We start from the raw sequence: 24,292 nt of genomic DNA, 5'->3' as shown, positions 1-24,292 counted from the left end.
AACGGCAAAGCAGGAGTTACCCTGCATTGCCGTTGCCGAAATAATCTTGCGTATACTCCTGAACGACATTGCTGCCGCCGCTTCTTTTCCAACGCTCTATCTCCTGCCGGTAACCGGCCTCGTCCAGATGCCCTAGAATATAGTTGTATGTGGCGTCGGATATGATCTTATATAGCTCGACGTTTTTCTCGTCATAGGTTTTCGATTTCAAACCTACCGTCGGGTCGCGCACGATAAACTTCTCGTTGTCCTCGCTCAGTCGCTCGGCCATTTCGGTCAGACTGTCTTGCTTAGCCACCTTCATAATATTCGGATTGCTCAAATCGGCGATCATCAGCGTATAGAGAACGCTTAACTCGTTCGACCTGAGCTCTTGGCTTTCGAGCGGCAGCTCGACCTGGTTTCCTTCGACCTTATAATGGCGTCCTTCGAAGCCGTATTTCATTAGGTTGGCGACGTCTTTCTCCATCGACCGATCGAAGAAACTTAAGATCTGCAGCAGTTCCTCCTCCGTTTTAATAGCTTTCTTGGAGAAGAGGTATAACCCATTGAAATTCGGGATCGACCATATTTTGTACCCATGCGGTCCCTCTATTCGATTGACCAGCGTAAAGCGAGCCGCCGGATTCACGACCTTGGCCGCGTCTGCAAGCCTTTGGGCATCCAGCATACTTCCGATATAGACGCCTACTTTTCCGCGAATGAACAGGTTGCGCTGAACCTCCTTGCTCGTGACCGCGAACTCTTGGTTGATAATGCGCTCGTCATACAATTTCCGCATGAAATTCATCGTGTCCATGTAAGGCTCCGTCTCGAATTCGGGAATTAACTCATGGCCGGATACCGTCCAGTTATTCGGGGTTCCGAAATACGAGCTTAATGTTTTGAATACCCCGAAGATCAAGTCGTTGCGGTCTGCAATCCCGAACGTATCCGCCTTACCGTTCCCATCCGGATCCTCATAAGTGAACGCTTTCATGACTTCGTACAGCTCGTCGATCGTCCGCGGTTTGTCCATCTTCAGCCGTTCAAGCCAATCTTCCCGGATAATAACCCCTTGCCTGGACGAAAGCCTTTCCGTATATAATCCGTAAACTTTGTCATCCAAGGCAGATTGATTTAGAATATCCTCATTCAGTTGCCTCAGATTAGCGAACTGGTCCAAATACGGTCCGATCTCCCAGAAGGCTCCTGAACGCACCGAATTTTTCACCAAATTATAATCCGTATATTTAACGAAGGTCGCTTTCTTTAAAGAATTGGTCATGAGAGACGTATTCATCTTGTCCGAATAGATGCCGTCAGGTACCCATTCAATGTCCAAGTTCGTATTCGTCAGTTTCTCTATTTCATCAATAATGGCAGGATCCGGCGCGTGAGGAAAATGTAACGGAGCCATAATACTGACGACAGGACGGTCATCGATGCTCGCTTGATTATCCTTCCGGCCCATGCAGGAAGATAACAAAAGACTCACTAAAGACAATAAGATAAGCAGCGCGCAACCTTTACTACGGAAGCCGTTCGGTTTGCCTGACACCATGGTAAACCCCCTTCAACAAGCATGAATACGCGATAATCTAAGAAGATGATTATAGACTAACGAGATGATTATTGTCCCAACCGGGTCGGATGATTACAATAATACTATCTTCGAAGATAAGGTGTTGGCTCCTATGCGCTCTTTCAGTTTCCTGACCAAAATGACTATCTTCGGATTCCTGTTAAGCACGCTTCCGGTTCTTCTCATCGGTATTTTTTCGTACGCGACTTCTTCCAGCGAAATTCAGAACCATGTCAACAAGGGGAAATTGCAACTTCTCGTTCAAATCAATGCCAATGTAGAACAAATTCTGACGACTGTCAACCACACGCTAAACCAGACGATTAACTCGACCGTGCTCAAAAAAGCGATGGGCAACCCATTAACTGTAAACGATTTCATGGTCTACGATAACATCCGCAGCGAGCTTCGCCATATGCAATCCTTCGATACGAAGGTCGAGGACGTGATCCTCGTCAATCAGCGCCAGAACTGGATGATTAAGAACTCCGGGCTCTATACGTTCGACCAATACGAGCATTATGACGCCTTGAACGAGCTGGCGAAAGCGAACGACCTGAGCAATTGGACGCTAAATCCGACAAGCTGGTTCTACAGTGAAGAGAACTCATCCAACGTCATCTGCGAATATAGCATCAGCTTGATCAAGAAGCTTCCGTTAACGGGCTTGGAGAAATCCGGACTTGCGATAGCGAACATTCCGACCTGTAGCCTGCAAGCTCTGCTGAACAACGATCCGGAGCAGCAGGACCGGATGATGATCGCGGACGAAAATTACCGCGTTCTTATTCACCCGGATCAATCCCTGATCGGCAAGCCGCTCTCCGAGACTGGCTTCGATGCCTTGGACGAATTAGATAGCCCTTCCGGGCAATTCAAGACGAAGTTGAACCAAAGCTCTTATTCCGTCGCCTATTACCGCTCTCCGTTTAACGGCTGGATCTACTTGTCGTTTACTTCGATCGCTAGCCTCACGCAGGAATCGAACAAGATCGGCATGTATACGTTAATCGTCTGCCTAATCATGTTGGTCATCACCATGGGATTGGCGTGGGTCGGCTCGCGCCGGATGTATTCTCCGATTCAAGTTCTGCTCAAGCAGATCGATAACGGACTTCCGGGTATACGCAAGCGCCGATCGAATGAATTCCAAGTGATCGGCGAGCAGCTGCAGCATTTATTCCAATCCAAGTCCCGTCTGGAGAAGGAAGTCCATCAGCATTTCGGCCAAGTCCGAACGTTCTTCCTGATCAAAGCGTTCCAAGACAACGTCAAGCTCAGCGAATTGCCGGAGCAGCTTCAGCGATTCGGATATGACAATCAGCTTCGGGAGTGGCGCACGATGGCCGCGCTTACGCTGCAGATCGATACGCTTGAAGGAACCCGATACGAGAAAAGGGACATGGAGCTTCTCCTGTTCGCCATCCATAACATAATCGAGGAAATGATCCCGGCCGCCGGGAGGTTATCGTCCGTCACGATCGATTACACGGTAGTGACCTTACTAGGCAGTACGTCCGACGATTCCGCGGAATTCAATAACACGTTATATTCGATCACCGAACAACTGCAGCAAAATATCCAAAGCTATCTCGCTCTGCAAGTCAGCATCGGGATGAGCCTTACATTTGACTCCTTCTCCAGCCTCGCCATCGCCTATCGCGAAGGCTTGGAGGCTTTGAAGCACCGGCTTAAGCTGGGCAAAGGAATCATTATTCAATACGAGAACATCAATTCCGGCAATCATTATTTGAACATGAACTACCCTAACCATGTCGAAAATGAATTAATAGACGCGATCAAGCTCGCCGAGAAGGATAAAGCCAAAGAGCTGCTAGGGCAGCTTCTGCTACCCGTATTCTCGGCGGAAATGTCCCCGCAGGAATATCAACTTCCTCTGGCGCGGCTGCTTAACAACCTGCTGATCGTCATGCAAGAGTCGGGAATCAGCTTGAATCAAATTCATCCGGCTAACGGCTCCTTATTCGAGGAACTGTTGGATTTGAACACGGTGCCCGAGATCGAGGACTGGTTCTGGACGATCGTCATCTACCCGATGGTTCGGGTTTTCCGTGATAGACAGGAAGCGCAATACCATAATATATCCGAGAAAATTATCGATCTCGTCCAGCATTATTACGATACCGATTTGACGTTGGAGGATTGCGCTTCTAGGCTTCACTATAACGCTAATTATTTAAGCAGCGTATTCCGTAAAGAAACCCAGATTTCTTTTACCGAATACTTAACCTCCTATCGGTTCAATATGGCTAAGAAATGGCTAGCGGAAACCGACATGCCGATTAAAGATATCGCGTCCCGGCTACGTTACAATAACCCGCAGAACTTCATTCGCTCCTTCCGCAAGCAGGAGGGAATGACTCCCGGGCAATATCGGGATCGGAAGCTCAATAACTGATCGGCGCGGACATCGGAAAATAGAGACAACCAACAAAGGCTATCCAGCGGTCTAACAGACCGGTTGGATAGCCTTTCGTACATGAAAGCTGCAATTATTGTTTATCTTCTAGTTGCTTAACATAGCTGTCGGACAGATTAAGCAGCTCAAGAGCGTGCTCGTACTGCTCTTGCGCCGCTCCGCCTTCTGCGTCATTCCGGGGACTCAGCGGATAGTTCGTTCCATCCTCGTACGATATTCCCGGCACGAACACATCGTTATCCGTAATAATCGAACCCGAAGGAAGGAAATGCCTCATCGGCAATACGTTCGCGCTTTGATTCAACAAGTCCTGTCCGAAATGAATCTGATTCGAGAGCGATACGCCCGTTAAGTTAGCGACCGTCGGCAGAATATCGATCTGCCCTCCCGTGTGCTCGATAACGGCCGGATACGTAACTCCCGGAGCATGCATGACGAGAGGAATATTGAACATATCGGCATAGCCGTATTTGTGGCCCAGCAGCTCTTCCATCGCTTCATTTTCATCATTATCAAGCGAATATACGGGCAGTCCTTGATGGTCGCCATATAGGAGAACGATGCTATCGTCCCACAATCCGCTTTGTTTCAAGTTATCGATGAATGCCCCCAGCGCCTTGTCGGAATAATTCTGGGATTGGATATACCGACCGATCAATGTATCTTCCAGCTTCTCAGGAAGCTTCAACGTGACCTTCTCTTCGGGAATATTATAAGGATGGTGCGAGCTCATGCTGATGATCTGCGCGTAGAATGGCTTGCCGCTTTCGCTGATCTTCTTCAGCTCATCGAACGTTTTCGTATAGAGGACCTCATCCGACGCCCCGAAAGCAACGTGATCTCCGTCCCCGAAGAAACTTTTGTCGTAATACTTTTGCCATCCGATCGCATCGTACAGCTCGCGACGGTTCCAGAACTCCACGTCGTTCGTATGGAAGGTTGCCGTCGTATACCCTGCCGCTTCAAGCAACTTCGGCAAGCTCGGCAACTCCTTCTTCACGTTGTCCGCCGTGGCCGCTTGGTGCTTCGGCACGTAAAGAGACGTATTCACGACATACTCGGCATCGGACGTCGTTCCTTGGCCGACCATCGTATAGAAGTTATCGTAATGGAAGTTTTCCTTAGCCAGCTTGTTCAAGTTCGGAGTCACTTCTTGTCCGTCTATGTTTAGTCCGATAAGGAAGTTCTGGAACGACTCCATTTGAATGATAATGACGTTTTTCCCTTTGTCCGCTCCAAAGTATTGCGGACTAGACTCGTTCTTAACGCCTTTCAAGTCATCGATGACGGGCTGAGTGATGTCCTCCATCTCCACCAGCTCCGCATCCTCCGTACTATCGGCGAATATCGTGTATATCTCATAGTTCAGTATGCCCATTTCCTCGGCCTGCTTGTTCTCGTTCATGCTAGCCCGGTTAGGCCAAATGCTGAAGAAACACAGGACGATCGATACGAGGAACAGTGCGGACAGAGCCGTTCTGCTGATCGGCTTCAGGCTTAGTTGAATCTTCTTGGACTTCTTGTTCAACCATAACGGAATGGCGATGAGTACGATGACATCTACGAAAATAAGCAAATAATAGGGGTCCATGAGCGAGTAGGTGCTGTTGCCGACCTTGGTCACTTTATCCGCTTGACTCAGTGCGTGGTACGTTACGATGATCCCGTAATATTTGTAATACATGAGTACCGTGAAATAGAGTAGCGTAAACAATAGATTGGCTATCGTATAGTAGAGAAGCTTCCTCTTGCTTGCGAACCATTCAATCAGACAGAATACGAGCCAGAAGAACGGAATTTCCGTCAGCATCGTTCCCCAGGAAGGCCCGTCTTCGAATACAACGAACCAAGCCAAACTACATTTGAACAACAGAAGCAAAGTAAACAGCGTAAACCGTCGGTTACCCAACTTAATCAGCAAGCCCATTCGTTTCATCCCTTTCCGCAAACCGCCACGCTACTTAATAATCTACTAAAAAATTGCACCAAAGTTCCTGAAGATTTTCTTAAAAACGACAAACAATCCGCGATTCGTTCGCGGAAAGGACAAAAAAAGAGCTTTACTCATTCGCTCCATTCGATATATTAGTTATATAATCATAACAATTATAAGTCAATATCTATTTTGCACGGCAACCATGCTATACTTAATTTAATCCATACCTACATATCAGGGGGTGAGCTTAATGAGAGCGGAATTATTGGACACGGTATCTGAGTGCTTCTTGACTTCGCTTCCTTTAATCAAGAAGAAACTGTTCCGTTCTATCTCTCTTGACAATATCCCTTTTCAATTGTCCCGATCGAATCTGGAAGTGCTATTAACCTTGTTCGAATTACGAAGTGCGAGCGTATCCGAACTATGTAACCAACTGCGTATTTCGCGGCCTAACATGACCCCTCTAATCGATAAGTTGGTACGTCATGAGCTGGCGGAGAGAACTACGAGCACGGAAGACCGCAGAGTCGTCCGAATCGCGCTCACGGCTAACGGAGAGCGGTTATGTCAGGAGTTGCGGAAAAGTCTGACTGAACGAATTCGGATAAAACTCGGTTCATTGGAAGACGAAGATCTGCTTGAATTGAAAAAATGCATGGGCACCTTGCAGTCCATCGCTTCGAAAATACAAGAGTGATTGTCCCGAACGACAAAGAAGCGAAGAGCCGGTAATCCCGACTCTTCGCTTCTTGTCATTCCCGCTTGGCCAACTTCTCCTGCGCCAACCGGATCATCTCCCGGACCATCGCGCCTCCGATTGTGCCGCCTACTTGCCCGGCTTCCTCCGTCGTCAACTGGCCGTTGCGTCCTGGTTGCAGCGGGATGCCGAGTTCCTCCGCCACTTCGTATTTCACGTCGTCGGGCCTTGCCGGATTAACGGCATAGCCTTCCCGACTCATGACCTCCGCCTTGAAGGCATTCACTCCTTCTTCGGCACCCGGCACGACCAACTTCCTTCTTCTTGCCATCATCCATGCACCCGCTTCCGGTCGAATCTTCGCGAATGTACCTTCTCGCTTCGCTCCTATCGTACCCGGTTAAAGCAGAAATATTCGAAAGGCGGGAACGTCATATTTCAACTCCCTATTCGAACATTTTATGCACTAATCATTAGCCAAGTGGATATCTTCTTCGTCTGACTCGACGTACCGTTTGAGAGCGTCCAGCTTATTTTCCCAGAACCGCTCGTAGAACGACAACCAACGTTTGAGCTCCTGCAGAGGATCCGTGTCCAGTCGATATCTCGTTTCCCTACCGACTTTCCTTTCCTTAACAAGGCCGGCATCTGACAAAATACGCAGGTGCTTAGAGACAGCCGTGCGCGTCATTGGAAAATGGCTGCTAATCGCGGTCACAGGCATCTCCTGATCAACGAGCAATCTAAGAAGCCCTCGCCGGGTCGGATCCGCGATCGCTTGAAAGACATCATGCTTCTGAGGGGCAACCGAAGCGTTAAGCTTGGACATAAGTCCCCAACTTCTGCACCATTCCGACCCAGCCTTGGCTCATGCGATCGCGAACGACTTCATGCGGCTCCCCGAATTCCGTTGCCCCTTCCGCGGACCAACCACCGTGGATCAGGGTGAATTCCGTCTGGTCTCCCCGCTCGGCCAGCTCGAACGTGAGCGTCCAATCCTTGCCCCAATTGAAGGAAAGGCGGTTGGGTGGATCAATAATCGTCACTTTGCACGGCGACTTCCCGAAGGGCCCTGCATCCAGATGAAATTCGTGGCCTACAACCGGCTCGAAATCATTCTGCATAAACCAGGCAGCAATCCCCTGGGAAGAAGCGACGGCGGCCCACACCTTCTGGATCGGGGCATTGAACAGCTGTGTCTGACGGATGTCGGGCAATTGGTGTGGCAGTGTATTGGACATGAGATTACCTCCTAATATAGGAAACCTTTTGGTTTCACATTAAGTATACGAAACCTTTTGGTTTCATGTCAACTTCCGCCTCTGACCGCCCCACGTCAGCACACGCCGCATGAACATCCAACTTAACAGCGGAGAACAGCCGATGAACAGCAACAGAACGTTCAAGACGAGAGGCTCTCGGCTTACGTAGACCGTGCCCATGAAAATCGCCATACCCACGATCCTTCCCACATTCAGCGCCAATTCCCTGGCCACGACATACTCCACTCGCTGCCGAACGCTATCCTCGTCTTGTCCGATCAGATCGAACACCGCCGAGGTCATCGGGAGCATATAGAGAGGCAAGAACAAAGCGGCACCTACGCCAAAAATAAGCAATGTCGTAAAGCTGATCCCGAAGAAGAGCGGAACGATTACCGCGATCAGCGCGATCGCACCGATCATCATGGCATGATTTCGCCATGCGGGCTTAAGCCATTTTCCTATGGAGAAGAAGCTGATGAACCCTACTACCGACGTAATCAGCGCAAAGTTGCCGAGCTTCAGCTCGCTTCCCGTCTGAACATAGACGAGAACCCCGATCATGACGCCGAAGACGCTTTCTCTAATTCCCTGGCTGGCAAGCGCCCCCAACGCAGGACGCCAGGCCGTATTTAGATTGAGCAAAATGCGGTAGGGCCATCTCCAATCGTACTGCCCTTCCGTATTCCTGTTACGAAGAAAAAAGCTCACAGCGATGCCGACCACGAAGATACAGAAAGAGAGGATGAATATCGCCCTATATCCGCTTGTTCCCCCCATGCGCGAGATCAGATAGCCGGAGCACCAAGGAACGATCATGCCTACGACGGAACCGACCACGCCCGCCCAACCATTAAAGCGGTCCCGATTGTCTGCATCCGTAATTTCGAAGTATACGACATTGAAGGCCAGCCAAAATAACCCGTTGGCTACGCCTTGCAGCACTCCAAGCAAACCTATGTAGGATAAAGCATGTCCCCCCAGCAGAAGCACCGAAGCATAGAAAGCCGCGGAGAAACCGATCCCAAGCCTCAACACAACCATTTTGTTCCCTTCCTTCACGCCGTTGCCCGCGATCCAGAACGTAAGGGCCATGGAAAGGTGACTGAGCAATGTAAACCAACCGATATTCAGAAAGTTGTTGCCGGCTTTCCATATATAAACGCCGAAATAAGTGCCGGATAACGCGCTTGCCGTAATGAAAAGGCCGTTCACTGTAAGTAATAGCAGCGTCTGTCGATCGAATTTGCCGGAACGGCTCCGCGAATGTCGTTTGGCGACAACCATCTTTGTCCCCTCCGTGGCGAAATGTTTTTTTACACCGTAATAAACTACCCAGAATAGGCGCAAAAAAACAACCCGAAAGGATTCTGCCACGCGTTCATGGGCGAAATCCTTTCGGGTTGTTTTATTCAGGCCGCTCTATGGCGAACAGTTCACCCAGCTTAGCATAAGAGTTTCCCGCAAGCCGGCTGACCGGCGCGAGCTTAACGGGGTCTATATGGCCGTTCTCGTACAACGTCTCATCCATATGAAAGCATACGATTCGCCCGATCAGCAGATCGCAGGCCGGCGACTGCGCATCGCCGCCAAGCGGGATCACTTGTTCCAGTACACATTCCATGCGAATCTTCGCTTCCGCGACTCCCGGAACGGCAATCTTCTCGCTAGATATCGGAGTTAAGCCAGCCAAGGCAATTTCGCTTTCTTCCGGCGGGAGATTGGCAGCCGTTTCATTGATTTGCCCGATGTAAGACTCATCCGAAATATGAACGACGAAAGCGCCTGTCTCGATAGCGTTCCTGGAAGTGTCCTTGCGTTCCCCGTTCTTCCTCTGTACGGATATCGAGATCATCGGAGGATTCGCGGTTACGATATTGAAATAACTGTACGGGGCCGCATTCAACACCCCCTTAGACGATAATGTGGTAACGAAGGCGATCGGTCTCGGGATAATGCTCCCTATTAGCAGCTTATAATTATCCCGCTCGCTCTGGCTTGCAGGATCGATGTTCATCATGATTGAACCTCGAACTTCGTCCCGAACCATACCGCCGCCGAATCTACTTCGGAAGCGGTTAGACGGTGGCCGAATCTCTCCCAATGAACGGTAACGTCGGCTCCGGCCTCGGACAACAACCCGTTCAGCTCCTCCGTCTCTTCCGGCGAGCAGATCGGATCGTTCGCTCCCGCGCCGATGAAGATGGGAACCCCCGTCAGATCGGGCAGCTTCATATCACGGATAGGAACCATAGGATGATGGAGGACGGCTCCTTTCAAGGAGCCTTCATAGTGAAACAATAGGCTTCCCGCGATGTTAGCGCCGTTAGAGTAACCGACCGCCACTAGGTTATGACGGTCAAACCCGTATTCCGCCGAAGCTTGATTCAAGAAGTCGTATAGCTCCTTTGTCCGAAACTTAAGATCCTCGATATCGAACACCCCCTCGGCCAATCTTCGGAAATAACGCGGCATTCCATTTTCCAGCACATTGCCTCTTACGCTTAGAACCGACGATTTGGGTGATATGACCTCGGCCAATTGGAGCAAATCATGTTCCGTTCCGCCCGTCCCATGCAGTAGAACGAGCAGCGGCGCTTTGGGATCTATCCCTTGCTTATAGATATGCTTCATTGTTGATCGGCCTCCAATACTCGCACTTGAATAGGCGGCAGCCCCTCTTCGATCTCCGCACGATGCGCTTCCAACCATTCCGGCAACATCAGCTTGTTACCCATCGTCTCCGCAGGCTCATCCCGAGAGAATCCCGGAGGATCTGTCGCAATCTCGAACAATATTCCGCCTTCTTCCCGGAAGTAGATCGCATTGAAATATTGCCGATCGATGAATGGCGTTGGACGAAAGCCGCTCTCGTCTACTAGACTTCTCCAACGAGCATGATCCTCGTCGTCTTGCGCCCGCCATGCAATATGGTGAACTGTACCGGCTCCGCCTGTTCCCGGCGACATCGGCGCCACGTTCACGTCGATTAGATTGCCCAAATCTCCCGCCGCTTGGAACCGGACAAAGTCGCCTTCCTCGGAAATTTTCACTAGACCCATCACCTGCTCCAACACGGCAGCGGTACGCGCCGGGGCCGTACTGAACAACACTGCGCCGCCGAAGCCTTTGATCGCTTTGTCCGCCGGCACCCCACCGAACGCCCACTTGCTCGCGGCTCCTTGTTCGCGTTCCACGATCTCGATCCTTAGGCCGTCCGGGTCTTCGATCTGTACAAGCTCTTCCCCGAATCTGCGCGTCAACGTCATCGCGATTCCGAATTTCTCAAACCGCGATTTCCAGAAATCAAGACTCCCCATAGGAACGACATAGCTCGTGATTCCCACTTGTCCGCCCCCGATTCTACCTTGGCGCGATGTCGGCCACGGGAAAAAAGTAATGGCCGTTCCCGGGCTCCCCGCTTCATTGCCGAAATAGAGATGGTACACTTCCGGAGCGTCGAAATTGATCGTCTTTTTCACTAACCGTAAGCCCAATACACCCGAATAGAAATCTACGGTAGCCTGCGCATGCCTTACGAAAGCTGTAACATGGTGAATTCCCGTTGTTTGTTGTCTCATTTTGATCTTCTCCTTGCCGCTAAGGCTCTATTTTAATTGCTAAAAATTAAGAATCTTTAATTTGAGATATATGGGATAAAAGGAGCGGTTGCAACCGGGCCATAGATCCATGCTGTCGCAACTCGCTACTTGAAATCTTCTTCCGCATATTTACCTAGCTTCTTGAGAAGCTCGTGCGCGACTTTCTTCTCCTCGTCGGTCAAACCGTTCACCGCTTTATGGATGATCTCGGTATGGAGGGGGAACACTTCGTCGAGCAACCCTTTGCCTGACTCGGTGATTTCCGCGTAGACCGTTCGCCGATCCTCCGTGCAAGCTCTGCGTTGTACGAAGCCTTTCTGTTCGAGCTTATCCACGACGTACGTAATGTTGCCGCTACTCATAAGCACCTTGCCGCCGATCTGCTGCAACGGTTGAGACCCCTTATGGTATAACAGCTCGAGAACGCCAAATTCGGTGCGGTTTAGACCATAGCTCTTAATATCCCGATCCGCGTGCGCATTCACCCATTGGCTTGCCCGGCTTAAAGCGATGAAGAGATCCAGCGAGGCATCGCGTTTGTCCGCCATCTCGTTCTTCCTCCTTTCGCATCTGCTTTCCTTCAAATTCATTTATCTTAAATTTAAGATAATACAATTTTAATGAATTGTCAATCCCCGACTATAAGAAAAAAGCGGATAGAGCCCTCATTCATCGAGGCACCCTATCCGCTTCAAACATCATTAACCGAGGTTATCTACCGGCAAACGCGTTGAGCATCCAAACCTGTTTCTCCAAACCCGTCTTAATGCCCAGAAGCAAATCCGCCGTATCCTCATCGTCGCAGGAGTCCGCGATCTTAATTCCTTGACGCAGCTCCCCGACTAATAACGAGAAGTCCTCCGCGAGAGCGGTCACCATCTGTTCCGGAGTTTCTTCTCCAGTCGCCTCCTTGACGGTCGCCAAGCGAAGGCTGTCCGCGTGCGTAGCCACCGGATGGCCCCCGACGGCCAGAAGTCTCTCGGCTAATACATCGATGTGCGTAGCCGCTTCAGTATATAGCTCTTCGAACTTCGCATGCAGCGTGAAAAATTGCGGCCCCTTCACATACCAGTGATAGTTATGCAGCTTCATATGCAGAACGTTCCAATTGGCAATCTGCTGATTGAGAACAGCGCTTATCGTAAGCGTGTTTGCATTTGCGATCATGTGAATTCCTCCATTATTTTAATTTATATTTAATCTAAATATAAATTAATAGTAACACGGGAATGGTCGTCTTTCATGAACATGGCATGAAGGTTCGATGAAGATTAGATGAAGCTGCCTTTCCGGATAACCAATCAGACGGTTAACGCCGCTGTCTCCTTTGGAAGAGAGGGCGTCGTTTCTCCTTTGCGCAAGTACTTCTGCCCTCTCCATCTGTGAAGGACAAGAATGCCGCGTACTAATTCATCCGTTATCATGCAGCAGTAAATGCCGATAAGACCCCACCCCGCATGAATTCCCAGCCAATAAGAGCAGCCAGTCGCGATAATCGACATAGAGACGAGCGACGTTACCATCGTATAGCGAGTGTCTCCAACCGCATTAAGCGCATTATTCAGGGACATGTTAAGCACCTTGGCCGGCTGCAGGATCAAATTAAGCACAAGCAATGACTGTCCTAGAGAAAGGATGACCGGATCATTCGTAAATATCCCCAGCAGGTACTTCCCTAATAGAAGCAACAACAAGGCATTCGCGGTAACGACGGCAAGGCTAATATAAAGCGCCCTGTAGGCACCTTTGTAGGCTTCCCGGGTTTTCGCCGCCCCATACAAATGGGCTATCTGTATTTGAACCGCAAGAGCAAAAGCATAGCCGAGCATAAAACAAAACGATTCCAGCGTATTCATGTATGTCCTTGCCGCGAGCTCCTGGGCACCTAAAATGGCGAGAAAAGTATAAATCGCAAGCTGCGAGAATACCCAACCGGACATATTGACCCCGAGCGGCCAACCGATGCGGATGATTTCCTTGAATAACTTGGAATTGAATATACGCCACTCGGCAAGCTGAATCTTACGCTCGAAAGAATGAATGAACACGTAGAACAATAGAATTACCGCGAATAAACGGCTGACGTTACCGGATACCGTTACACCGAAGAGACCCCATTCCGGGAAACCGAACATTCCGAAGATCAGCACGTAGTTCATGGCGATATGGATAACGTTCATGGCGATCCCGATGAACATCGGCGCTTTCGTATTACCGGTATTCCGAATGGCCGTGCTGAGCGCTGCGATCATAGCCGATAGAAACATTCCCCCGCCGAAGTAGGCAACATAGTCCTTCCATAGCGGAAGCAGATCATCGGATAGATGGAGCATCCTCGCCAAAGCATGAGGCTGGGTATATAACAAAACGCTTATCGCTATTCCAATCAGGGTGCTTACCGTGACTCCCATAATCGCGATCGTCCGGGCATCTTCACCGCGTCTGGCCCCGATTTTCTGAGCGATCAGAATTCCGGCTCCTCCGGCGATCGTCATGAACAAGGTCGTCAAGGCGCCGAACAATTGTCCCGCCAACCCGACGACCGCCACGGCGTCATCCGATATCCGGCTAACCATGACCGTATCTACCGTTCCGAGCAGCGTCTGCAAAAATACTTCGATGAATATCGGCCAAGCTAAAGTCCACAGACCGAATGGGTTGCTCGTTGATTTCACTATTCCAACTCCTATGACATTCAGGTCGTTATCGAAAATTTCGGTTCGACTTCTGATATAAAACACATTATAGTGTGAATACAGAAGATCATGTGTTAGTTTTCAAACCGAAACTTTCATTTTACAAACCTGTATTTAGGAGGGGTTGCGCTTGAAACTGTTAGAGTTCACCCTGCCGCCTCTGCTCCATTACATCGCAAGTGGCTTTGCGGAGTTTACGGTCGGAGATCGGCATATGAACAGACGCAACATCCAATTATTCGATCTGTTGGTGGTCAAAAAAGGATGTCTCTATATCGGGGAAGAAGAGAGGAAATACGAAGTGGGTGCGGGGAACGCGCTTATTCTTCGTCCGGATTGCTATCATTACTCTACCGATGGATGTAAAGAACAGACGGATTATTACTGGTTGCACTTTCAGACGACCGGAGCCTGGCAAGCTACCGATACGATTCCGCTTCTTCCATCTCCGGAACCGGTTGACGAATCAAGTGACTCCTATAAATTTGATACTTTAGCATTCCCGCTAGCGCTGCCCCAATTCGCCAAGCTGGCTCAACCGGGCAAACTCGAAGAGATTCTCGAACAGATGATCGCGATCGGCCCGGAAGCTCATCTTCGTTCCTCCCGCTTCAAGGAACAGCTTCTGTTCCAAGAAGCGCTACAGTTGCTAGCCGCCAGCATCGAGTCGCAGCTCGCCACGCCCGCTACGGCCTGCGCCGAACAAGCCGCCGCCTATCTGCGAAGCCATTACCGGGAGGAAATTACCGCTCAGGCGCTCGGCGAAAGCTTAAATTTCCACCCCGTATACATCGCCCGCTGCATGAAAAAAGAATATGGCCAATCCCCGATGGATTATTTGCTTCGGTACCGGATCGAACAGAGCAAGCTGATGCTCATGCAAACCGACCATCCGATTGCTAGGATTGCCGAAGAAGTCGGCTTCAACCAAGCGCCCTACTTCAGCTCATGCTTCCTGAAGGCGGAAGGGTTATCCCCTCGACAATACCGCCAACGTTTCTCATAAGAGGAAGCCTGTCTCTTAATTGAAGTAGTTGAGCTCGCAACGATAACCAAGCGGAATAATCTCGGATACGTACCTGCGAATAATCTCTTTCTCGATCTCCGTAACGATGGTCATCGTATGCACGTTGAAATGCAAATACCCCGTATTGAAATCATACCTGCTGAATGCCATCCCGCCGCTCGCCAGCATCGTGTTAATGATAGCCACGATTCCGTATTGGTCTAGATCCCGGGTCATCGCCGTCTTCACGATGCTTTCCGGCAAGTCGTACACCTGCGGAACCCGATCCTCCTGAATCTTGGAGTATTCCTTGACCTGATAACAGACATAGGATGGCAAGTAGCCGGAAGCAAACCGTTTCAGCGTGGCAGAGTCCTGCTCGGACAACTTCAAGTCATCGTTCCATGCATATAAGGTGGCCATGTTTTTCCCGCTCGTATAGGCTCTTACATATCTCAACTGCGGATTGTGCTTCTTAATCAAATACTCGGACAACAAACGCGTTCCCATCGCCATCTCTCCTTATTGTTCCTAATTAGGAGCTGTCACGCTATGATTGCGCTTTCATTAATACTGTCGTCTTCTAGTCTATTCGCGTCCTTTAACTTTCAGACAACGATATCCATACCGGAATCGGGCTTTTTTTGTTATCATCGAGTAAACGTTCTCATTTCCGTTCGATCAACTAGTTTAGACATCAAGGAGAGGTTAACATGCCCAAGGACGGCCGCGGAAGCATTAAAGTTTGGATTCATTTTTTCGTCCCCTACGCGATATTGCTAGCGGGATTTCTGGCCGTTGGATTATATGCTTACGAGAAAACCTCTTCCCTGGTCGAGAACCATTCCAAGGAGACGGCTTATGCGGTTATGGAACAGACCAAGGAAATTATGGACCGCCGCTTCGAGGAACTCGAGACGATTACGGAGCAGGTAGCCAGCAGCACGAAGGCGCAGTCTTTTCAATATGTGAACAAGCCCTTCTTCGGGACTAACCCCGTACGCATCCTGGAATTGAAGAAGGATCTGTTCGACTATTCCCTATTCAACCATTTTATTTTGGACTATTACGTCGTTTATCCGCATAGCGAGGTTGTCGTTTCTCCTCGCAACTCCTACTCTCTCCGCCAATTTTACGATCTGGAATTCCATTACGATGACCAAACCTACGAGGAATGGCTCGGAGATCTTAGAAATCGGGGCAGCTCGAAAACTTTCTACCCTGGCCGACTCGCTGTGTATAAAGGCAAAAGCCATTCCGTTGTATCCTATATGCAATCTATCGGTTCGCAGACGAGCTCGGGAATCGTTCTTATGCTCATCGACAACAACCAGATTCACAGCTTGCTTCACAAGCTTGATTCCAGCAACGGCGGCTTCGCCTTCATTACGGACGGCAAGGGCGAGATCATCAGCCGGACCGGCACTCAAACCGATATCGGCTGGACAACGGACCTGAGGGACGGATTCACTCCTCTCGATATTGACGGCCATCGCATGCTCGTCACGAAAACAACGTCAAGCTACAACGGCTGGACCTATTTATCCGCGCAGCCGGAAGCTTACGTGCTCGAGAAGGTGCAATACTTCAAGCAGCTTATTCTAACCATTATCCTAATCAGCTTGGTTATCGGCCTGCTGGCAGCCTTGCTATTCTCTTATCGCAACAGCCGTCCGCTATGGATGCTTCTGCGAGTGCTCCCCTCCCAACGCGCCAATGCGGGAGTCGCCCCGAACCGTATGGTGTGGGACTATGTGCGCTCTTCCGTGACTAACTTAATTCATAGCAACGATTTTCTGTCGGAAAAAATGGATCAACAGGTTCCCCTCATCCGAAGCGGATTCTATGACCGTCTGCTCAGAGGCCATTACTTGTCCAATAAGGACATCGCGGTCGCCATGGAACATTCCCGCCAAGCGTGGGAAGGCGATTATTACGCTGTAGGTATACTCGTTATCGCCGGTTATGACGGAACTTACAACGAAGAGATGCTGACCGAGCTCGATTTCCGCAAAATCGCCATTCGGGACGTTATTTCCAAAGCTTACGGCAAAATGATCTCGTCGCACGATCTCGGAGAGAATCAGATCGGCCTGCTTATTAACGGAGATTCGGAATCCGCCTCTACCTTCTTGGAGGAGATTCGCCATACGCTGAAGGATCTTCATGGCCGACTTGCCCATTCGCTTAACGTACTCACGTACATGCCTGTCGGCGGCTGTTACCTTCAGATGACGGAGATCAGCCGATCTTATGAAGAAGCTCGGCTGCTGTTGCATAGAGAAAGCTGGTCCGAGGAACGGTCCATTATTTTCCATGACGACGAAAGCTCCGCGCTTCCCGCGTATTATTATCCGCCGGACGTCGAGCTTCGGCTAATCAATCTAGTTAAGTCTGGGAGCTTACCGGAAACCGAGGCCTTACTGGAGCAAATCCGGGACAATAATCTCCATCAGAACAACTTGCCTACCGCCGTGTATAAGATTCTCGTTAACGAAATAACGGGGACGCTGCTGAAGTGCTGCGAGCAATCCGGCGGCGAATCCGACCGCCAAAGCGATGAAGTCGAAGCGGCCTTGCTTGCCTCCGAATCCGGACGCTCCCCGAAAGCGGCTTTCGAACAGCTAACCGCCGCTTTCCTGCAGTTGTGCCGCAAGCAGCATGACCGCAAGAAAAGCCATAATAAACAATTAAAGGACGATCTTATTCGTCATCTGGAAGAACAATACATGCAAACCGACTTGAGCCTAACGACGCTTGCCGACCGTTTCAACACATCGGAAGCGTATATTTCCTATTTTTTCAAAGAACAGACCGGCGTCAATTTCTCTGACTACCTGGAAACGGTCAGAATGACGCATGCCAAACGAATGCTGAGCGAGAGCGAAATGCCGGTTAACGAAATATCCGCGTGGGTCGGATATTATTCCTTAAACTCGTTCAGCCGTGCTTTCAAAAGAGCCAACGGCCTTAGTGCCACGGAGTTTCGCAGAAATTCGCGTAATGGAATCTAAACAATTGAATAACGTCTGAATACGGAATAAAAGCGCTTTCATGACTTTCTAAAATCGTGCATAGTCCTTGAATCTGTCTGATTTACGCAAACGCTTACATCCCCTATACTTCGAATCACCGGCCGGATACACCAAGTCATACGCCGAGGGGGGATCGCAGCTGAAAACTTTATACGATGTACGGAAAGGTTGGCAGTTGTATGCGCTGTTCGCGTTGCCGCTTCTGTATATCATCGTGTTCAAGTACGTGCCGATGTTCGGAAGCGTTATCGCGTTCAAGCAATTCACTGTTACGAAAGGCATGTTCGGAAGCCCGTGGGTAGGATTCGCGCACTTCGAGCGTTTCTTCCATTCCTACGAATTCTGGCGGTTGCTGAAGAATACGTTGTCCATCAGCTTCTATACATTGGCCGCAAGCTTCCCGTTTCCGATCCTGCTAGCTCTGGGATTGAATTACGTGAAGAACGAGCGATTCAAGAAAACGGTGCAGATGGTCACCTACGCGCCTTACTTCATCTCTCTTGTCGTCGTGGTCGGGTTGCTGTTCCAGTTCCTTGACCCTCGGACAGGCATCGTGAACACGGTGCTCGGATGGTTCGGAGTAGACGCGATCAATTTCATGGGCGAAGCGTCGATGTTTCAATCCATCTACGTCTGGTCCCACGTCTGGCAGAATGTCGGCTTTGCCTGCATCATCTACTTGGCGGCGCTTGCCGGAATAGATCCATCGCTTCACGAAGCGGCCGTCATGGACGGCGCGAACAAAATCCAGAGAATGCGGCACATCGACATCCCTGGCATCCTGCCTATCGCCGTTATTCTATTGATCCTGAATACGGGTCAAATTATGGAGACGGGATTCGAGAAAATCTTAATTATGCAGAACGCCCTCAATCTGCGGGCATCCGAAGTTATCGACACCTACGTCTACAAAGTCGGCATGGTTTCCCAAGCCCTTAACTTCTCTTATGCGACTGCCATCGGTCTGTTCAAAGCCGCCATCGGATTCATCTTGCTTATCATCGTGAACCAAACGGCTAAGAAAGTCGGGCAGGAAAGCTTATGGTAAGGGGGACGAAACCGTGAACAAGTCCAGTATTCGGGAATCGGGCAGCGACCGCGCATTCACGATCGTGAATTACATCGTACTTTCGATCGTGCTAATCGCCGTACTGTATCCGCTCATCTATGTCGTTAGCGCTTCGTTTAGCTCCAGCTATGCCGTGCTTTCGGGAAAAGTATGGTTATGGCCGGTAGATCCATCGCTAGATGGTTATAAAGCCGTATTTAAGAACAAAAATATTCTTACCGGTTTTCAGAATACCGTCTTCTATACGGTGGCGGGTACGCTCATTAACATTATCATGACGATAATGGCCGCCTACCCGATGTCGCGGAGAGATTTCCGCGGACGAAATATATTCATGCTGCTCTTCGTCTTCACGATGATGTTCAGCGGAGGCCTCATTCCGACTTATTTCGTCGTGAAAGACCTGCATATGATCAATACCGTCTGGGCGATGCTCATCCCGACCGCGCTCTCCGTATGGAATGTCATTATTATGAGGACTTATTTTCAGACGACCATTCCTCACGAGCTACTGGAAGCTTCGCAGCTCGACGGTTGCAACGACTTCCGCTTCCTGCTCCGAATCGTCATCCCTTTATCGGGACCTATCATCGCCGTCATCGCGCTATTCTACGCGGTCGGCCATTGGAATCAGTATTTTAATGCGATGATTTACTTGAAAGACCCGCACTTATATCCATTGCAGCTGATACTAAGGGACATTCTTGTCCAGAACGAAGTGAAAATCGACATGCTGGGCGATGTCAAATCGGCCGCGGCCCGCCAAGGGCTTCGCGAGCTGTTGAAATATTCCCTCATCGTCGTATCCTCCGTGCCTTTGCTTCTGATCTATCCGTTCGTTCAGAAGTTTTTCGTGAAAGGCGTCATGATTGGATCCATTAAAGGTTAAAGCGTAACAACCACTTCGCAACCACTATTGGAGGGTCTATATGAAGAAGTCATTGTTCACCCTAATCGCGGCAATCTTGATGCTCTCGACGGTTTTATCCGCTTGCTCGAGCTCCAACAACGAGAATAACGCCGCATCCAGCGCTCCGGCGGGAAGCGCCAGCGCCGAGAACAGCCTGCTGACCGAGCCTGGAACTTATCCGATTACGAAGGAAAAAGTAACGCTTAAAGTGATGGTTCGCGGCAATCCGCTCGTCGAAGATTTCTCTACGAACGAATTTACCAAATGGTATGAAGAGAAAACGAACGTGCATATCGATTGGGAAGTCGTTCCCGAGCAAAGCATGCAGGAGAAGCTGAACCTTGTGCTCGCGAGCGAAGATTATCCGGACGTGATTTTCGGGATGAACGTGTCCCCCGCGCAAGAGATGATCTACGGTTCCCAAGGCGTATTCCTTCCGCTGAATGACCTGATCGAGAAACAAGGCACGCAAACGAAGAAGCTGTTCGCCGATCGCCCGGACATCCAAGAAGCGATTACGGCACCGGGCGGCAACATTTACTCCCTGCCCGAAGTCAACGAATGTTACCACTGCTCGCAGAGCCAGAAAATGTGGATCTATAAGCCATGGCTCGAAAAGCTGAACCTGAAAATGCCTACGACGACGGAAGAACTGTACAACGTGCTGAAAGCCTTCAAGACCCAAGATCCTAACGGCAACGGCAAAGCGGACGAAATCCCGTTGTCCATCGCTCCTAAATCCTGGAGATCTTCCATTGATGCTTTCTTAATGAACTCCTTCGTGTATAACCCGATGTACGGCACGACTAAGCATCTGTACGTCCAAGACGGCAAGCTTGACGTCTCCTTCACGAAGCCGGAGTGGAAAGAAGGCTTGAAGTACTTGAACAAAATGTACTCCGAAGGCCTTATCGCTCCTGAATCGTTCACGCAAGACGACAACCAACTCATTCAGATCGGAGAAAATCCGAAAACCGTCATTCTCGGCGCATCCACCGGCGGACACCAAGGCGTATTTACGCAATTGTTAGGAGAAAGCGGCCGTTGGAGCGAGTACGTGACCGTCCCTGTCTTAAAAGGCCCTGCCGGCGTGCAATACGCGCCGACCGACGCGACAAGCTTGACGACAGGTTCTTTCCTCATCACGAACAAAGCCAAAAATCCGGAAGTCGCTCTCCGTTGGGCGGACGGATTATATGAATACGAACACACCTTGCGCAGCAACTATGGCCGTCCGGACCAAGAATGGCGCAATGCGACCGACGGCGAAGTCGGCATTAACGGACAGCCGGCCAAATGGTCCGAGCTCAAATCCTTCGGAGAAGTACAGAACGTGAACTGGGCGCAAACAGGTCCTGCCCTTCGCTCCAACGAATTCCGCCTAAGCGCGGTCAGCAAAGGCGAAGAAGATCTCGAAGTCATTCTGTACAACGAAACGAAAAACAACTACGAGCCTTACAAACCGACGAACATCGCAACCGTTCCTCCGTTGTTCATGACGAACGAACAAGCGACTGAGGTCGCCGATCTTTCGAAAACCGTCAACGACTACGTGGACGAGATGCTTGCTCGCTTCGTTATTGGAGATGCGAATATCGACAAGGAATGGGATACCTACGTGAAGACGCTTGATAGCATGAACCTCAAGCATCTGCTCGAAGTTTACCAAGAAGCTTACGACGCGCAAACCAAATAAGAAAGTCGCGGGGGACTCGTTCCATGGAAGTTCCATGGGCGGGTCCCTCCGATTCACATGAGCATATTCACTTGGGAGGCTACTAGTTATGAGTACAAGAGAAGAGAGAACGCGGTTATTCCTGCAAGATCGATTCGGAATGTTCATTCACTGGGGGTTGTATTCGATTCCGGCCAGGGGAGAATGGCTTAGGGGCAACGAGAAAATGACCTTCGAGCAATATAAGGTCTACTTCGACGAATTCGACGCCGCCCGGTACGACCCTAAGGCTTGGGCTCGGGCAGCCAAGGCGGCCGGGCAGAAATACGCCGTCTTAACGACGAAACACCACGACGGCTTCTGCTTGTTCGACAGTCAGCTCACCGACTTTAAAGCAACGAACACGCCTGCCGGACGCGATCTTATTCGCGAGTACGTCGATGCTTTCCGCGAAGAAGGCATCAGCGTCGGACTCTACTATTCGATTATCGATTGGAATCACCCCGATTATCCGGGTTACGGCGACCGTATTCACCCAGATCGCCACAACGAAGCCGCCAAGGACAAGCCGATCGACTTCGATCGTTACCTGGAATACATGCACGGCCAAGTAAGGGAACTGCTCACGAATTACGGCAAAATCGATATTATGTGGTTCGACTTCTCATACGACAACATGACCGGAGAGAAATGGAAAGCGACCGAGCTCATTCGCATGATCCGCTCCATTCAACCGGATATCATCATCGACAATCGTCTCGGTGGAGACATCCGCGCAGCGGAACCTGAGGAATACGCCGGAGACTTCTACTCGCCGGAACAGATCATCCCGCCGGGCGGCATCGTGGACGTGAACGGCGTTTCCATACCGTGGGAAGCTTGCATTACATTAAACGATAACTGGGGTTACCATTCCGGGGATCGCGAATATAAATCTCCATCGCAAGTCATTCGCACGCTGGTCGAGTGCGTCAGCAAGAACGGCAACCTGTTGCTTAACGTCGGACCGGACGCCAAAGGCGAGATCACCCGCGAGTCCTTGGACGTATTGGCCGAAGTCGGCGAATGGCTGCGCCTGAACGGCGACAGCATTTACGGATGCGGGGCTTCCGAGCTGGCGAAGCCGGAATGGGGCCGCTACACGCAGAGAGGCAACAAGCTGTACGCGCACGTCTTCGATCGCGGCATCGGGCCGACTTATTTCGCCGGCTTGAAAGGCAAGATCAAACGGGCTCGCTTGCTTAAGGACGGCACGGAGCTTAAAGTCGAACTTCCGTGGATGGCGGAGCAGTATTCGGACATCGATAGCGGAGCGTTCATTAACTTGAAGGGCGCGATGCTTCCCGACGAAAGGGATACCGTTATTGAATTGGAGCTGCTTCCATGACGAGCGGGGCCGAGCCTTTAGTTCTGGAATATCGGGGAGGTCACTTGGAGAATGTTCACTACGGCCATGTTTGCGGCGTAGAGGAAACCGGGCGGATCGCCTATCATGCCGGCGATCCGGAATGGGTCACGTTCATGCGCTCCGCGGCAAAGCCGATTCAGGCGATTCCTTTCTTCCTCGAAGGGTTCGACGACCGATTCGGCTTTACCTCCGAGGAGCAAGCGATCATGATGGCTTCGCACCGGGCTCTCCCCTATCACGTGGAAGCTCTCGAAGGGATGATGAACAAGTTAGGCTTGGACGAGCAATCGCTCGTCTGCAAGCCTACTTATCCTTTGGACGCGGATGCCAGAGATGCGTTGGTCGCGGAACGCAAGCCGCAGCGACGGATCTATCACAATTGCTCGGGCAAACATCTCGGCGTTCTCTCTTATTGCATCGGAATGGGTTATCCGCTGGAAGATTACTATACCGCGGATCACCCGGCGCAGAAACGAATTACCAGCATCGCGGCCGAGCTCTCGGAATGTCCCGTCGAGGACATTCGAATCGGCACGGACGGCTGCGGCTTCCCTGTATTCGGCATGCCCCTTCGGAATATGGCGTTAGCTTTCCTCAAGCTCGCTTGCCCCGATCTCATTGAAGACGAACGGCTGCGGCAAGCGGTTGTGAAAGTAACGTCTCTCATGAATAAGTATCCGACGATGATCTCCGCGGATTATCTCATCTGCCCTAACTTGCTTATGGACGACAATATCGTCGCCAAGGGCGGCGCCAAAGGCATTTACTGCTTTGCGCTCAAGAAGGAACGATTGGCGTTCGCATTGAAAGTAACGGATGGCTCCGAGGATGAATGGCCGATTGCCGTTGCCTCGATCTTAGAGCAGATCGGCTACGGCAACAAGGATACGATCTCCCGAATGTACAAGATCGGTTCTCCCGACATACGCAATGATAACGGCCTTGTCATCGGTGAAAACCGCAGCGTATTTACGCTGCGTTAGGAGTGA

Annotated in this window: 22 protein-coding genes; 9 read left to right on the top strand and 13 right to left on the bottom strand. The window is 50.4% G+C overall.

The window, feature by feature from the left end:
• Window positions 1-16: 16 nt before the first annotated feature.
• Complete coding sequence (locus tag L3D05_RS09010; protein ID WP_239615697.1) at window positions 17-1,543, bottom strand: extracellular solute-binding protein; 1,527 nt, start codon at window positions 1,541-1,543, stop codon at window positions 17-19.
• 133 nt (window positions 1,544-1,676) lie between these two features.
• Between L3D05_RS09010 and L3D05_RS09005 the strand changes: the two genes are divergently transcribed.
• Window positions 1,677-3,983, top strand: coding sequence for a helix-turn-helix domain-containing protein (locus L3D05_RS09005; RefSeq protein WP_239615696.1), 2,307 nt, complete (start codon window positions 1,677-1,679; stop codon window positions 3,981-3,983).
• 94 nt (window positions 3,984-4,077) lie between these two features.
• Here L3D05_RS09005 and L3D05_RS09000 read toward each other — a convergent pair whose 3' ends face one another.
• The gene (locus tag L3D05_RS09000; RefSeq protein WP_239615695.1) at window positions 4,078-5,931 is read right to left on the bottom strand and encodes an LTA synthase family protein; all 1,854 of its coding nucleotides are present in this window, start codon (window positions 5,929-5,931) and stop codon (window positions 4,078-4,080) included.
• 259 nt (window positions 5,932-6,190) lie between these two features.
• Here L3D05_RS09000 and L3D05_RS08995 point away from each other — a divergent pair, with 259 nt between their 5' ends.
• Window positions 6,191-6,640, top strand: a complete 450-nt coding sequence (locus tag L3D05_RS08995; RefSeq protein ID WP_239615694.1) for a MarR family winged helix-turn-helix transcriptional regulator — start codon at window positions 6,191-6,193, stop codon at window positions 6,638-6,640.
• A 55-nt stretch (window positions 6,641-6,695) separates the two neighbouring features.
• Here the strand turns inward: L3D05_RS08995 and L3D05_RS08990 are convergent, their stop codons facing one another.
• From L3D05_RS08990 to L3D05_RS08945, 10 genes are all read right to left on the bottom strand, one after another.
• On the bottom strand, window positions 6,696-6,971 hold the full coding sequence (locus tag L3D05_RS08990) for an alpha/beta-type small acid-soluble spore protein (RefSeq protein ID WP_239615948.1): 276 nt from the start codon (window positions 6,969-6,971) through the stop codon (window positions 6,696-6,698).
• A gap of 135 nt (window positions 6,972-7,106) precedes the next feature.
• On the bottom strand, window positions 7,107-7,469 hold the full coding sequence (locus tag L3D05_RS08985) for an ArsR/SmtB family transcription factor (RefSeq protein ID WP_239615693.1): 363 nt from the start codon (window positions 7,467-7,469) through the stop codon (window positions 7,107-7,109).
• Entirely contained in the window at window positions 7,456-7,881 is a 426-nt protein-coding gene (locus L3D05_RS08980) for an SRPBCC family protein (RefSeq protein ID WP_239615692.1), read from the bottom strand. Before L3D05_RS08980 ends, L3D05_RS08985 begins: the two co-directional genes overlap by 14 nt.
• Window positions 7,882-7,944: 63 nt before the next feature.
• Window positions 7,945-9,189: an MFS transporter gene (locus L3D05_RS08975; protein WP_239615691.1), complete on the bottom strand. Its 1,245-nt coding sequence runs from the start codon at window positions 9,187-9,189 to the stop codon at window positions 7,945-7,947.
• A 121-nt stretch (window positions 9,190-9,310) separates the two neighbouring features.
• Window positions 9,311-9,922, bottom strand: a complete 612-nt coding sequence (locus tag L3D05_RS08970) for a flavin reductase family protein (protein WP_239615690.1) — start codon at window positions 9,920-9,922, stop codon at window positions 9,311-9,313.
• On the bottom strand, window positions 9,919-10,536 hold the full coding sequence (locus L3D05_RS08965; RefSeq protein ID WP_239615689.1) for an alpha/beta hydrolase: 618 nt from the start codon (window positions 10,534-10,536) through the stop codon (window positions 9,919-9,921). Before L3D05_RS08965 ends, L3D05_RS08970 begins: the two co-directional genes overlap by 4 nt.
• Window positions 10,533-11,483: a ring-cleaving dioxygenase gene (locus tag L3D05_RS08960; protein WP_239615688.1), complete on the bottom strand. Its 951-nt coding sequence runs from the start codon at window positions 11,481-11,483 to the stop codon at window positions 10,533-10,535. The genes L3D05_RS08965 and L3D05_RS08960 overlap by 4 nt, the downstream gene beginning before the upstream one ends.
• Window positions 11,484-11,608: 125 nt before the next feature.
• Window positions 11,609-12,052 (bottom strand): MarR family winged helix-turn-helix transcriptional regulator, encoded by a 444-nt coding sequence (locus L3D05_RS08955; RefSeq protein ID WP_239615687.1) that lies wholly within the window; start codon window positions 12,050-12,052, stop codon window positions 11,609-11,611.
• A 163-nt stretch (window positions 12,053-12,215) separates the two neighbouring features.
• Window positions 12,216-12,671, bottom strand: coding sequence for a Dps family protein (locus tag L3D05_RS08950; RefSeq protein WP_239615686.1), 456 nt, complete (start codon window positions 12,669-12,671; stop codon window positions 12,216-12,218).
• A gap of 134 nt (window positions 12,672-12,805) precedes the next feature.
• A complete protein-coding gene (locus L3D05_RS08945; protein WP_239615947.1) occupies window positions 12,806-14,182 on the bottom strand; it encodes an MATE family efflux transporter in 1,377 nt (458 codons plus the stop codon).
• 148 nt (window positions 14,183-14,330) lie between these two features.
• On the opposite strand from L3D05_RS08945, the gene L3D05_RS08940 reads away from it, so the two are divergent.
• The gene (locus tag L3D05_RS08940; protein ID WP_239615685.1) at window positions 14,331-15,206 is read left to right on the top strand and encodes an AraC family transcriptional regulator; all 876 of its coding nucleotides are present in this window, start codon (window positions 14,331-14,333) and stop codon (window positions 15,204-15,206) included.
• Between the two features lie 15 nt (window positions 15,207-15,221).
• Here the strand turns inward: L3D05_RS08940 and L3D05_RS08935 are convergent, their stop codons facing one another.
• Entirely contained in the window at window positions 15,222-15,716 is a 495-nt protein-coding gene (locus tag L3D05_RS08935) for a hypothetical protein (RefSeq protein WP_239615684.1), read from the bottom strand.
• A 203-nt stretch (window positions 15,717-15,919) separates the two neighbouring features.
• On the opposite strand from L3D05_RS08935, the gene L3D05_RS08930 reads away from it, so the two are divergent.
• The 6 genes from L3D05_RS08930 (at window position 15,920) to L3D05_RS08905 (ending at window position 24,286) form a co-directional block, all read left to right on the top strand.
• Entirely contained in the window at window positions 15,920-18,220 is a 2,301-nt protein-coding gene (locus L3D05_RS08930; protein WP_239615683.1) for a helix-turn-helix domain-containing protein, read from the top strand.
• A 196-nt stretch (window positions 18,221-18,416) separates the two neighbouring features.
• Window positions 18,417-19,289 (top strand): ABC transporter permease, encoded by an 873-nt coding sequence (locus L3D05_RS08925; RefSeq protein ID WP_239615682.1) that lies wholly within the window; start codon window positions 18,417-18,419, stop codon window positions 19,287-19,289.
• Window positions 19,290-19,302: 13 nt separating this feature from the next.
• Window positions 19,303-20,199 (top strand): carbohydrate ABC transporter permease, encoded by an 897-nt coding sequence (locus L3D05_RS08920; protein WP_239615681.1) that lies wholly within the window; start codon window positions 19,303-19,305, stop codon window positions 20,197-20,199.
• 40 nt (window positions 20,200-20,239) lie between these two features.
• Window positions 20,240-21,916, top strand: coding sequence for an ABC transporter substrate-binding protein (locus tag L3D05_RS08915; protein ID WP_239615680.1), 1,677 nt, complete (start codon window positions 20,240-20,242; stop codon window positions 21,914-21,916).
• 88 nt (window positions 21,917-22,004) lie between these two features.
• The gene (locus tag L3D05_RS08910) at window positions 22,005-23,282 is read left to right on the top strand and encodes an alpha-L-fucosidase (protein WP_239615679.1); all 1,278 of its coding nucleotides are present in this window, start codon (window positions 22,005-22,007) and stop codon (window positions 23,280-23,282) included.
• The gene (locus L3D05_RS08905; protein WP_239615678.1) at window positions 23,279-24,286 is read left to right on the top strand and encodes an asparaginase; all 1,008 of its coding nucleotides are present in this window, start codon (window positions 23,279-23,281) and stop codon (window positions 24,284-24,286) included. Before L3D05_RS08910 ends, L3D05_RS08905 begins: the two co-directional genes overlap by 4 nt.
• Window positions 24,287-24,292 lie beyond the last annotated feature (6 nt).

Source organism: Cohnella mopanensis, from assembly GCF_022352055.1.
Taxonomy (GTDB): domain Bacteria; phylum Bacillota; class Bacilli; order Paenibacillales; family Paenibacillaceae; genus Cohnella; species Cohnella mopanensis.
This window is presented reverse-complemented; position numbering and strand designations above follow the sequence as displayed.

Bases quoted from the DNA above. Each gene is read 5' to 3' on its own strand.
- L3D05_RS08975 (WP_239615691.1), bottom strand. From the start codon at position 9,189: ATGGTTGTCGCCAAACGACATTCGCGGAGCCGTTCCGGCAAATTCGAT.
- L3D05_RS08905 (WP_239615678.1), top strand. From the start codon at position 23,279: ATGACGAGCGGGGCCGAGCCTTTAGTTCTGGAATATCGGGGAGGTCAC.
- L3D05_RS08990 (WP_239615948.1), bottom strand. From the start codon at position 6,971: ATGGCAAGAAGAAGGAAGTTGGTCGTGCCGGGTGCCGAAGAAGGAGTG.
- L3D05_RS08910 (WP_239615679.1), top strand. From the start codon at position 22,005: ATGAGTACAAGAGAAGAGAGAACGCGGTTATTCCTGCAAGATCGATTC.
- L3D05_RS08995 (WP_239615694.1), top strand. From the start codon at position 6,191: ATGAGAGCGGAATTATTGGACACGGTATCTGAGTGCTTCTTGACTTCG.
- L3D05_RS08950 (WP_239615686.1), bottom strand. From the start codon at position 12,671: ATGATCGCAAATGCAAACACGCTTACGATAAGCGCTGTTCTCAATCAG.
- L3D05_RS09005 (WP_239615696.1), top strand. From the start codon at position 1,677: ATGCGCTCTTTCAGTTTCCTGACCAAAATGACTATCTTCGGATTCCTG.
- L3D05_RS08935 (WP_239615684.1), bottom strand. From the start codon at position 15,716: ATGGGAACGCGTTTGTTGTCCGAGTATTTGATTAAGAAGCACAATCCG.
- L3D05_RS08985 (WP_239615693.1), bottom strand. From the start codon at position 7,469: ATGTCCAAGCTTAACGCTTCGGTTGCCCCTCAGAAGCATGATGTCTTT.
- L3D05_RS08970 (WP_239615690.1), bottom strand. From the start codon at position 9,922: ATGATGAACATCGATCCTGCAAGCCAGAGCGAGCGGGATAATTATAAG.
- L3D05_RS08930 (WP_239615683.1), top strand. From the start codon at position 15,920: ATGCCCAAGGACGGCCGCGGAAGCATTAAAGTTTGGATTCATTTTTTC.
- L3D05_RS08915 (WP_239615680.1), top strand. From the start codon at position 20,240: ATGAAGAAGTCATTGTTCACCCTAATCGCGGCAATCTTGATGCTCTCG.
- L3D05_RS08965 (WP_239615689.1), bottom strand. From the start codon at position 10,536: ATGAAGCATATCTATAAGCAAGGGATAGATCCCAAAGCGCCGCTGCTC.
- L3D05_RS08980 (WP_239615692.1), bottom strand. From the start codon at position 7,881: ATGTCCAATACACTGCCACACCAATTGCCCGACATCCGTCAGACACAG.
- L3D05_RS08955 (WP_239615687.1), bottom strand. From the start codon at position 12,052: ATGGCGGACAAACGCGATGCCTCGCTGGATCTCTTCATCGCTTTAAGC.
- L3D05_RS09000 (WP_239615695.1), bottom strand. From the start codon at position 5,931: ATGGGCTTGCTGATTAAGTTGGGTAACCGACGGTTTACGCTGTTTACT.
- L3D05_RS08960 (WP_239615688.1), bottom strand. From the start codon at position 11,483: ATGAGACAACAAACAACGGGAATTCACCATGTTACAGCTTTCGTAAGG.
- L3D05_RS09010 (WP_239615697.1), bottom strand. From the start codon at position 1,543: ATGGTGTCAGGCAAACCGAACGGCTTCCGTAGTAAAGGTTGCGCGCTG.